This is a genomic window from Pseudomonas sp. TUM22785 (genome assembly GCF_028198105.1).
GTDB lineage: Bacteria > Pseudomonadota > Gammaproteobacteria > Pseudomonadales > Pseudomonadaceae > Metapseudomonas > Metapseudomonas solani.
Map to the genome: position 1 here is coordinate 3,162,947 of NZ_CP116239.1, position 12,475 is coordinate 3,175,421.

A 12,475-nucleotide genomic window follows, 5' to 3' on the forward strand; every position below is an offset into this window, starting at 1 on the left:
GCTCGTTGCCCACGTGCACGGAAGAAGACCGATGAATGCAGAAGACTCCCTGAAACTCGCGCGCCGCTTTATCGAGCTGCCCCTGGAGAAACGCAGGATTTTCCTCGCCAGCCTGCGCCAGGAAGGCATCGATTTCTCGGTGTTCCCGATTCCGTCGGGGGTGGAGTCCGTTGAGCGCGACACGCTGTCCTATGCCCAGCAGCGCATGTGGTTCCTCTGGCACCTGGACCCGCAAAGCGGCGCCTACAACCTGCCGGCGGCCGTGCGCCTGACCGGGCCGCTGGACGAGGCCGCGCTGGAAGCGGCCTTCGCCAGCCTGGTGGCGCGCCACGAGACGCTGCGCACGGTCTTCCGGCCAACCGAGGATGACAGCCTGCGCCTGGTCGCCTTCGACGCTCCACTGGTCATCGAGCGTGACGATCTCAGTGCGCTGCCCAGCGCCGAGCGCGAGGTGGAGGTCGCCCGACAGGCGCAGGAGCAATCCCTGCAACCCTTCGATCTGGCCAATGGACCGCTGCTGCGGGTGCGCCTGCTGCGGCTGGCGGAGCGTGAGCACGTCCTGCTGCTGACCCTGCACCACATCGTCTCCGATGGCTGGTCGATGGGCGTGCTGATCGAGGAATTCTGCCGGCTCTACGATGCTCACGAGCAGGGGCGGGAGCCCGAGCTGGCGCCGCTGCCGGTGCAGTACCGCGACTATGCGCTGTGGCAACGGCAATGGCTGGAGGCGGGTGAGCAGGAGCGCCAGCTCGGCTACTGGCTCGCGCAGCTGGGCGATGAGCACCCGGTGATGGAGCTGCCCACCGACCATCCACGCCCGGCGCTGCCGAGCTACCAGGGGCTGCGCCATGAGCTGGCCCTGGAACCGGCGCTGTCGGAGCAGCTGCGCGAGCTGGCCAGGCAGCACGGGGTGACACTGTTCATGCTGCTGCTGGGCAGCTTCAACGTCCTCTTGCACCGTTACACCGGGCAGACCGACCTGCGCATCGGTGTGCCCATCGCCAACCGCAATCGCAGCGAGATCGAAGGGCTGATCGGCTTCTTCGTCAACACCCAGGTGCTGCGCACCTGTCTGGACGGCCGCACCTCCCTGGGGGATCTGCTGCGCGACATCAAGGAGACCGCTCTCGGCGCCCAGGCCCACCAGGACCTGCCTTTCGAGCGCCTGGTGGAGGCGCTGAAGCTGGAGCGCAGCCTCAGCTACAACCCGCTGTTCCAGGTCATGTACAACCACCAGCCCGAGGTGGCGGATGTCACCACCCTCAAGGTGGGGAGCGGACTGGAACTGGGCGTGATCGACTGGGAGAGCCGGACCACCCAGTTCGACCTGAGCCTGGACACCTTCGAGAAGGCGGGCCGCCTGCATGCCTCCTTCACCTACGCGAGCGACCTGTTCGACGCCTCCACCATCGAGCGCCTTGCGCAACATTGGGCCAACCTGCTGCACGGCATGGTGCGGAACCCGCAACAGCGCGTCGGCGAGCTGCCGTTGCTGGCCGAGCCCGAGTACCGCCAACTGGTGGTGGGCTGGGGGTGCCACGAGCAGGCCCAGCCCGTCACGCAATGCGTCCATGAGCTGTTCGAGGTGCAGGCCGCCCGTGACCCGGGGGCGCTGGCGCTGGTCTGCGAGGGCCAGCGGCTGACCTACGGCCAGCTGAACACCCGTGCCAACCGCCTGGCCCATGTGCTGGTGGAGCGGGGCGTAGGGCCCGAGGTGCTGGTCGGTGTCGCAGTGGACCGCAGCCTGGAGCTGGTGGTCGCGATTCTTGCCGTGCTCAAGGCCGGCGGCGGCTATGTACCGCTGGACCCGCAATACCCCCGCGAGCGCCTGGCCGCCATGATCGAGGACAGCGGCTGCCGGCTGCTGTTGACCCAGGCCGCACTGCTCGAGCGCCTGCCGATCCCCGATACGCTGCCGACCCTGTGCCTGGACCACCAAGACGCCGGGGCACAGGCCGCCGGCGACAACCTCCTGCCGCGTGCGAGCCTCGGCAACCTGGCCTACGTGATGTTCACCTCGGGCTCCACCGGCCGGCCCAAAGGCGTGGCCATCAGCCACGGCGCCCTGGCCGGGCACGCCCATGCGGCGGTGCACTACTACCGCCTGGAACGCGGCGACTGCGTGCTGCAGTTCGCCACCTTCAACTTCGACGCCTTCGCCGAGCAGCTGTACGGGCCGCTGATCCACGGTGCATCGGTGGTCATGCGTGGCACCGAGGTGTGGGACAGCGAGATGCTGTACCGGCAGATCCTCGAACAGCGCATCGCCGTCATGGACCTGACCACCGCCTACTGGAACATGATGGCCAAGGCGTTCGCCGCAGCCGGGCCGCGCGACTACGGCGTGCTGCGCCAGGTGCACAGCGGCGGCGAAGCCATGCCGCCGGAAGGGGTGCAGGCCTGGCGCCAGGCCGGGCTCGAACAGGTACGGCTGCTAAATACCTACGGGCCGACCGAGGCGACCGTCACCGCCACCACCTTCGACTGCAGCGACTATGTCGAAGGCCGCCAGGCGCTGCCGCGGGTCCTGCCGATCGGTCGCGCCTTGCCCGGGCGCAGCACCTACCTGCTGGATGGCAACGGCCAGCTGGTACCCGTGGGTGTGGTGGGCGAACTGATGATCGGGGGCGAGCTGCTTGCCCGGGGTTACTTCCAGCGCCCCGGCCTTACCGCCGAGCGCTTCATCCCCGACCCGTTCTCCACCACCGGTGGCCGTCTGTACCGCACCGGTGACCTGGCGCGCTTCAACGAGGCCGGCGTTATCGAGTACGTCGGCCGTGTCGACCATCAGGTGAAGATCCGTGGCTTCCGCATCGAGCTGGGCGAGATCGAGGCGCGCCTGCTGGAGCTGGACACCGTCGGCGATGCCACGGTGCAGGCGGTGCAGGGCGAATCGGCGCTGCAACTGGTGGCCTATGTCGTGGCGGTGGACAAGGCCCTGGCCCAGGCGCCTGGCGATGCCCAGCACGACGTGCGCGAGGGCATCCGCGAGCAGCTGCGCGGCAGCCTGCCGGACTACATGGTGCCGGCCCATATCCTGTTCCTCGATGCGCTGCCCCTGAGCCCCAACGGCAAGCTGGACCGCAAGGCCCTGCCGCTGCCGGATGCGAGCCAGCTGCAACAGGCCTACGTGGCACCGCGCAGCGAGCTGGAGCAGCGCATCGCCGGTCTCTGGCAAGACGTGCTCAAGCTGGAGCGGGTCGGCCTGACCGACAACTTCTTCGAGCTGGGCGGCGACTCGATCGTCTCCATCCAACTGGTCAACCGGGCCCGCCAGGCCGGTATCGCGTTCACCTCGCGCGATCTGTTCCAGCACCAGACTGTCCAGGCCCTGGCCGCCGTGGCCCGCCTCGGCGAGGCCGGGCAGGGCATCGACCAGGGGCCGGTCACCGGCGAGCTGCCCTTGCTGCCGATCCAGCGCGGGTTCTTCGACGAGGCCATCCCCGACCGGCACCACTGGAACCAGGCGCTGCTGCTGCGCCCGCTCGAGCCGCTGCAGGCCGCCGCGCTGGAGCAGGCGCTGCACGCCGTGGTCGTGCATCACGATGCGCTGCGCACGCGCTTCGAACAGCGTGGCGAGGCCTGGCGGGCGGAACTGGCCGGCCTTGCTGCCGGCCTGCCGACCCTGCTCTGGGTGCGTGACGACGTGGCGGATGACGACCTGCAAGCGCTGTGCACCGATGCACAGCGCAGCCTCGATCTGCGTGGCGGGCCGCTGCTCCGCGCGGTGTTGGTCACCCTGCAGGACGGCACCCAGCGCCTGTTGCTCGCCGTGCACCACCTGGTGGTCGACGGTGTGTCCTGGCGCATCCTGCTGGAAGACCTGCAGCGGGCCTACCAGCAAAGTGTCCAGGGCGAGCGACCGTCCCTGCCGGCCAAGACCAGCGCCTACAAGAGCTGGGCCGAGCAACTGCAGGGTTACGCCCAGAGCGAGACGGCCAGGCGCGAGCTGGGGTACTGGACCGCCCAGTTCGAGGGTGCGACCACCGAACTGCCGTGCCGCAACCCGGAAGGCGGCCTGCAAAGCCGCCACGCGCGGGTGGTGCGCAGCCGGCTGGACCGGGCGCGCACCCGGCAGCTGCTGCAGCAGGCCCCCGCGGCCTACCGCACCCAGGTCAACGACCTGCTGCTCACCGCCCTGGCCAGGGTCGTGGGCCAATGGGCGGGGCAGGAGCATGTCCTGATCCAGCTGGAAGGGCATGGCCGCGAAGACCTGTTCGACGGCATCGACCTCAGCCGCAGCGTCGGCTGGTTCACCAGCCTGTTCCCGGTACGCCTGAGCCCGGCTCCGGGCCTTGCGGACACCCTCAAGCGGGTCAAGGAGCAGCTGCGGGCCATCCCCAACAAGGGCATCGGCTTCGGCATCCTGCGTTACCTCGGGCAGGCGGCGGACCGCGAGGCGCTGGCACGGTTGCCGCAGCCGCGCATCACCTTCAACTACCTGGGGCAGTTCGACGGCAGCTTCGACAGCCGCGAGGGCGCGCTGCTGGTGCCCGCCGGCGAGCGTGCCGGGGCCGAACAGAGCGCGGATGCGCCCCTGGACAACTGGCTGGGCGTGGAAGGGCAGGTCTACGACGGCGAGCTCGAACTGCGCTGGACCTTCAGCCAGGACATGTTCGATGAAGTCGACATCCGCCAACTGGCGGACGGCTACGGCCTGGAGCTGCAAGTCCTGGTCGAGCACTGCTGCCAGGCAGACGCAGCGGGCCTCACGCCCTCGGATGTCCCCCTGGCCGGCCTGGACCAGGCCCAGCTGGACTCGCTCGGGCTGCCCGCCCAGGCGGTGGAAGACATCTACCCGCTGTCGCCCATGCAGCAGGGCCTGCTGTTCCACAGCCTCTACGAGCAGGGGGATGGCACCTACATCAACCAGTTGAGCGTGGACGTCGACGGGCTGGACCCGCAGCGCTTTCGCGACGCCTGGCAGGCGGCGGTGGACAGCCACGACATCCTGCGCACGGCCTTCCTCTGGCAGGGCGATCTGCCCCATCCGCTGCAGGTGCTCCACCGCCAGGTGAGCCTGCCCTTCGTGGAGCTGGACTGGCGTGGCCGTCGCGATATCGACGTGGCGCTGGCGCGTTTCCTCGAAGAGGATCGGGCACGTGGCTTCGACCTGGCGCAACCGGGCCTGCTGCGCCTGGCGCTGATCCGCACGAGCGACGAGCGCCACCATCTGGTGTTCACCAACCACCACATCCTGCTGGACGGCTGGAGCAGCTCGCAGCTACTCGGTGAGGTCCTGCAGCGCTACAGCGCAGAGGCGCCTGCGCCCGCCGTCGGCCGTTACCGTGACTACATCCGCTGGCTGCACCAGCAGGATGCGGTGCGTGACGAAGGCTTCTGGAAGCAGCAGGTCGCCGAGCTGCAGGAGCCCACCTTGCTCGCCCAGGCCAGTGTCCAGCCCCAGGACCTGCTGGAGGCGGGCAGCCACCGCCTGCTCGATGCCGCGATGGACCCGCAGCGCACCCAGCGCCTGAACGCGTTCGCCCGCCAGCAGAAGGTCACGGTCAACACCCTGGTGCAGGCCGCCTGGCTGTTGCTGCTGCAGCGTCACACCGGTGCCGAGGCGGTGGCCTTCGGTACCACGGTGGCCGGGCGCCCGGCCGAGGTGGCAGGCATCGAGCAGCAGGTCGGCCTGTTCATCAACACCCTGCCGGTGGTCGCCGGCTCCCGGCCGGACCAGCGCGTGGCCGACTGGCTGCAAGCGGTGCAGGAGAAGAACCTCGCGTTGCGGGAGTTCGAGCACACGCCGCTGGCCAGCATCCAGCGCTGGGCCGGGCAGGGCGGTGAGGCCCTGTTCGACAACATCCTGGTCTTCGAGAACTACCCGATCGCCGAAGCACTCCGCCGGGGCGGAGCGCTCGGGGTGCGTTTCGGCGCAGTCGGCAACTTCGACCAGACCCACTACCCCCTGAGCGTCGGCGTGACCCTGGGAGAAACCCTGGCCCTGCACTGCAGCTATGCGCCCGCCCGTTTCTCCGAGGCGGCCGTCGCCCGCGTTGCCGGGCAACTGCTGCACCTGCTGCAGGAATTCTGCGTATCGGCCGAGCGCCGGCTGGGCGAAATCGCCCTGGTCACCCCTGAGCAACGGGCGCGGCTGCAGGAACAGAACCTGCCGCGACCCTATGCGGTCGAGACGCCGGTGCACCGGCGTTTCGCCGAGCTCGCCGCAACGCAGGGGCAACGTACCGCGGTGATCTTCGCCGGCCAGCGCTTCAGCTACGCCGAGGTGGAGGGCCGCGCCAACCAACTGGCCCACGAGCTGGTGGCCCAGGGCATCGGGCCGGAAGTCCGGGTCGGCGTCGCGCTGCCCCGTGGTGATGGCCTGATCGTCGCCCTGCTGGCGGTGCTCAAGGCCGGGGGCGCCTACGTGCCGCTGGACAGCAGCTACCCGCGCGAGCGGCTGGCCTACCTGATGAAGGATTCCGGGCTCGCGTTGCTGCTGATCGACTCGCAGCTGCTGCCCGCGCTGCCCGTGGACGCCGACCTCAAGGTGCTGGAACTCGACGGCCTCGACCTCTCGCGGCATCCGCGCCAGGCCCCGGAGGTACAAGTCGACCCGCACCACCTGGCCTACGTGATCTACACCTCAGGCTCCACCGGCCAGCCCAAGGGCGTGTGCGTCGCCCATGGCCCGTTGAGCATGCACTGCCAGGCGATCGGCGAGCGTTACGAGATGAGCGCCGACGACTGCGAATTCCACTTCATGTCCTTCGCCTTCGACGGCGCGCACGAGCGCTGGCTCACCAGCCTGACCCACGGCGGCTCGCTGCTGATCCGCGATGACAGCCTCTGGACCCCGGAGCAGACCTACCGCGCGATGCAGGCCGAAGGCGTGACCGTGGCGGCGTTCCCGCCCGTGTACCTGCAGCAACTGGCCGAGCATGCCGAGCGCGAGGGCAACCCGCCCCGGGTGAGGATCTACTGCTTCGGCGGCGATGCGGTGCCCAATGCCAGCTTCGAGCGGGTGAAACGGGCGCTGGACCCCGACTTCATCATCAACGGCTATGGCCCGACCGAAACCGTGGTCACCCCGCTGATCTGGAAGGCCGGGCGGGACCAGCAATGCGGCGCGGCCTATGCCCCCATCGGCAGCCGCATCGGCGATCGCAGCACCTATGTGCTGGACGCCGACCTTAACCCCGTGCCCCAGGGCATGACCGGCGAGCTCTACCTCGGTGGCAGCGGCCTCGCGCGCGGCTACCTGAACCGCCCGGGCCTGACCGCCGAGCGCTTCGTCGCCGACCCCTTCGGCAGAGCGGGCGGCCTGCTCTACCGCACCGGCGACCGGGTGCGCCAGCGTGCCGATGGCACCTTCGACTACCTGGAACGCATCGACAACCAGGTGAAGATCCGCGGCTTCCGCATCGAGCTGGGCGAGATCGAGGCGAGCCTGCAGGCCCTGGAGGGCGTGCGCGAGGCGGTGGTGGTGGCCCAGGAAGGCGAGGCCGGAAGCGGCAAGCGCCTGGTGGGCTACGTCGTCGCCAGCGACGACGCGGCCGGCTTCATCGAGGGCCTGCGCGAGCAGCTCAAGGCCAGCCTGCCGGCGCACATGGTGCCGTCCCACCTGATGCGCCTGGAGCGTCTGCCGCTGACACCCAACGGCAAGCTTGACCGCAAGAACCTGCCGCGCCCGGACGTCAGCCAGCTGCAGCAGGCCTACGTGGCCCCGCAGAGCGAGCTGCAACGGCAGCTGGCACGGATCTGGGAAGAGGTGCTCAAGCTGGAGCAGGTCGGCCTGAACGACAACTTCTTCGAGCTCGGCGGTGACTCGATCATCTCCATCCAGGTGGTCAGCCGCGCGCGCCAGCTGGGCATCCGCCTCACCCCGAAAGACCTGTTCCAGCACCCGACCATCCAGGCGCTCGCCGGCGTGGCGCGCCAGGGCGAAGCGACCCTGGCCATCGACCAGGGGCCGGTGCGCGGCGAGTCGCCGCTGCTGCCGGTGCAGCGGATGTTCTTCGACAACGACATCCCCCAGCGCCATCACTGGAACCAGTCGGTGATGCTCAAGCCGACCCGCCCCCTGCAGCCGGAGGCGCTCGAGCAGGCCCTGCAACGCCTGGTGGAGCACCATGACGGGCTGCGCCTGTCCTTCAGCGAAACCGAGGCGGGCTGGACGGCCCGCTACCAGGAGCCACAGGCCCAGGGCGAAGCGCTGCTGCAACAGGCCCGGGTCGCCGACGCCCAGGCGCTGCATGAACTGGGCAACACCGTGCAGCGCAGCCTGAGCCTGCAACAGGGCCCCTTGCTGCGTGCACTCCTGGCCACCCTCGATGACGGCAGCCAGCGCCTGCTGCTGGTCATCCATCACCTGGTGGTGGACGGCGTGTCGTGGCGCATCCTGTTCGAAGACCTGCAGCTCGCCTATCGCCGCATCGAAGGTGGCCAGGCGGTCGCGCTGCCGGCCAAGACCAGCTCCACCAAGGACTGGGCCGAGCAGTTGCAGGCCCATGCCCGGAGCACCGCCATGCAGGCGGAACTGGGTTACTGGCAGGCGCAGCTGCAGGGCGCCTCCGTGTCCCTGCCGTGCGACCATCCGCAAGGGGGCCTGACCCACCGCAGCGCCGTGGCGGTCCGTCGCCGCCTGGATGCCGGGCTGACCCGCCGCCTGCTGCAGGAGGCCCCGGCGGCCTATCGCACCCAGGTCAACGACCTGCTGCTGACGGCGCTGGCCCGCACCATCGCCCGCTGGACCGGTGAAGCGAAGGTGCTGGTCCAGCTCGAAGGGCACGGACGTGAGGACCTGTTCGATGCCATCGACCTGACCCGTACCGTCGGTTGGTTCACCAGCGTGTTCCCGGCCCGGCTGAGCGCCGAGGGGAATCTCGGGGCCGCGCTCAAAGGCATCAAGGAACAGCTGCGGGCGATTCCCAACAAGGGCATCGGCTTCGGCGTGCTGGCCCACCTGGGAGAGCCCCAGGCTCGCGCCGCGCTGGGCCAGTTGCCCGTGCCGCGCCTGACCTTCAACTACCTGGGGCAGTTCGACGGCAGCTTCGATGAGGCCGATGCCGCCCTGTTCGCCCCGACCGCGGAGTCGGGGGGCGAGGAAGTCGACCTGGAGGGGCCGCTGGGCAACCAGCTGGCCCTGGACAGCCAGGTATTCGGCGGCGAGCTGGACCTCAGCTGGACCTTCAGCAGCGCGCTGTTCGAGGTCGCCACCATCGAGCGCCTGGCCGATGACTACCAGAACGAGCTGCGTGCGCTGATCGAGCATTGCTGCAGCGCCGCGAACCAGGGCGTGACCCCGTCCGACTTCCCCCTGGCCCGCCTGACCCAGGCCCAGCTCGATGCGCTGCCAGTGGCCGCTGCGGCCATCGACGACCTTTACCCGCTGTCACCGATGCAGCAGGGCATGCTGTTCCACTCGCTGTTCGAGCAGGCCCGCGGCAACTACGTCAACCAGACCCGCCTCGACATCGAGGGGCTGGAGCCCGCGCGCTTCCGCGCGGCCTGGCAGGCAGTGCTGGACCGTCACGACATCCTGCGCACCGGGTTCTTCTGGCAGGGTGATCTCGAACAGCCGGTGCAACTGGTCTACCGCCAGCTCGACATCCCCTTCAGCCTGCTGGACTGGCGTGACCAGGCCGGCATGGAGGCGGCGCTCGATGCGCTGGCCGAGGAAGAGCGCGCCCGGGGCTTCGAGCTGGAACAGGCGCCGCTGATGCGCCTGGTCCTGGTGCGCACCGGCGACGATCGCCACCACCTGATCTACACCAACCACCACATCCTCATGGACGGCTGGAGCAGCGCCCAGCTGTTCGCCGAGGTGCTGCAGCACTACGGCCAGGGCACGCTGCCTTCGGTCCCGGGCCGCTACGGCGACTACATCGCCTGGCTGCAGCGCCAGGACGCGGCCGCTGCAGAAGCCTTCTGGAGCCGCCAACTGAGCGTGCTGGACGAGCCCGTGCGCCTGGCATCGGTCTTCCCGAGGCCGGATTCCCGCGACGCGACAGCCGCCCATGGCTTGCATGGCATCCAGCTGGATGCCGGGCAGACCCGCCAGCTCGGCGCGTTTGCGCGGGCCGCCAAGGTCACCGTCAACACCCTGGTACAGGCCGCCTGGCTGCTGCTTCTGCAGCGCCATACCGGCAAGGCGGGCGTGGTCTTCGGCGCCACCGTCGCCGGCCGCCCGGCGGACCTGCCCGGCAGCGAGCAGCAGATCGGCCTGTTCATCAACACCCTGCCGGTGGTCGCCAGCCCGCGCGGCGAACAGCGGCTGGTCGACTGGCTGCAGGCGCTGCAGGCCCAGAACCTGGCGCTGCGCGAGTTCGAGCACACCCCGCTGTTCGATATCCAGCGCTGGGCCGGGCAGGGCGGCGAAGCCCTGTTCGACAACATCCTGGTGTTCGAGAACTACCCGATCGCCGAGGCCCTGGAGCAGAGCGCCGCCCATGGGGTGCGTTTCGGCGCCGTGGACAGCCAGGAGCAGACCAATTACCCGCTGACCCTGATGGTCAGCCTCGGCGAATGCCTCTCGGTGCAGTTCAGCTACCAGCGCGAAGCCTTCGCCCATGACGCCATCGAGCAACTGGGGCGCCACCTGGGCCGCCTGCTGCAGCAGATGCCCGACGCCGCCGAGCAGCCGTTGGGCGAGCTGAGGCTGCTGGATGCGGCCGAGCACGAGCGTGTGGTCAGCGCGTGGAACGCCACCGCCGCCGACTACCCGCAGGCGCCCTGCATGCACCAGCTGTTCGAGGCCCGGGCCCGCGCCACGCCTGACGCCATCGCCCTGCGCTTCGATGGGCAGGCACTGAGCTACGGCCAGCTCAACCGCCAGGCCAACCACCTCGCGCACCGGCTCATCGGGCTCGGCGTGGTGCCGGACCAGCTCGTCGGCATCGCCCTGGAGCGCGGCGTCGAGATGGTGGTCGGCCTGCTGGCCATCCTCAAGGCCGGCGGCGCCTACGTGCCGCTCGACCCGCAATATCCCCAGGACCGCCTCGCGCACATGGTGGAGGACAGCGGCCTGCAACTGCTGCTGACCCAGCCGGCCCTGGCCGGGCAGTTCGCCCTGCCGGCTGGCGTGCGCACGTTGCTGGTGGAGCCGGCGGCCAGCCTGGAGGAAAGCCCGGTCGACCCGCAGGTCGCGGTCGCTGGCGAGCACCTGTGCTACGCCATCTACACCTCCGGCTCCACCGGCAAGCCCAAGGGCGTGATGGTGCGCCACCAGGCCCTGGTCAACTTCGTCGCCAGCATGGTGCGGGAGCCCGGCATCGAGGCGGCCGATCGGGTGCTGTCGCTGACCACCTTCTCCTTCGACATCTTCGGGCTGGAGCTCTATGGCCCGCTGTTCCAGGGCGCCTGCGTGGTGCTGGCGGACCGGCACAGCGCCCATGACCCGGAGCGCCTGCTGCAGCTCATCGAGCAGCAGCGGGTCAGCGTCATCCAGGCCACGCCGTCCACCTGGCGCATGCTGCTGGACCACCCCCGCGCCGCGATCCTGGTCGGCCGCACCTTCCTCTGCGGAGGCGAGGCCCTGGCCGATGACCTGGCCCAGCGCATGCTGGCCCTGGGCGCTGCCGTGTGGAACCTCTATGGCCCCACCGAGACCACCATCTGGTCGGCGACCCACCGCTTGACCCCGGAGCAGCCGCAACCCTGGCTGGGGCGGCCGATCGCCAACACTTCGCTGTTCATTCTCGACGGTGATTTCGCGCCGAACCCGGCGGGGGTGATCGGCGAGTTGTACATCGGTGGCGATGGCCTGGCCCGTGGCTACCACGACCGCCCGGCGCTGACCGCCGAACGCTTCCTGCCGGACCCGTTCGGCAACGGCACCCGCCTGTACCGCACCGGGGACCTGGCCAGGCACCGGGCCGATGGCGTGATCGAGTACCTCGGCCGCGTCGACCACCAGGTGAAGATCCGTGGCTTCCGCATCGAGCTGGGCGAGATCGAGGCGCAACTGCTCGCCCATCCGCTGATCCGCGAGGCGGCGGTCGTCGCCCAGGAAGGCCCCCTGGGCAGCCAGCTGGTGGCCTACCTGGTGCCCCACGAGGCTCTGGAGGTGGCCGAGCTGCGCAACCAGCTCAAGGCGGCCCTGGCGTCGGCGCTGCCCGACTACATGATCCCCGCCCAGTGGCTGGTGCTCGAACGCTTCCCCCTCACGCCCAACGGCAAGCTCGACCGCAAGAGCCTGCCCAGGCCGGACGGCAACCAGCTGCTGCGTGCCTACGTGGCGCCCGAGGGCGAGCTGGAGCGGCGCGTGGCCGATATCTGGCGGGACGTGCTCAAGCTGGAGCGCGTCGGCCGCGACGACAACTTCTTCGAACTCGGTGGGCATTCACTGTTGGCGACCCAAGCGACCGCACGGCTCCAGATGGAGCAGGGGGCTGCCGTGCCCCTCGACCTGCTTTTCAGAACCTCATCCCTGTCCGACTACGCGCAGCAGCTGGCGGAACACCTGACGCCTCACTCCAGCGACGACCTGAATGAGATGCACGACTTTCTCGCTGACCTGGAGGCCCTCTGA

General features: G+C 69.6%; 1 protein-coding gene. It reads left to right on the top strand.

Translation table 11 applies throughout. From position 1 onward, the window contains the following. The first annotated feature begins 31 nt into the window (after positions 1–31). Positions 32–12,475: a non-ribosomal peptide synthase/polyketide synthase gene (locus PI990_RS14660; protein ID WP_271661091.1), complete on the top strand. Its 12,444-nt coding sequence runs from the start codon at positions 32–34 to the stop codon at positions 12,473–12,475.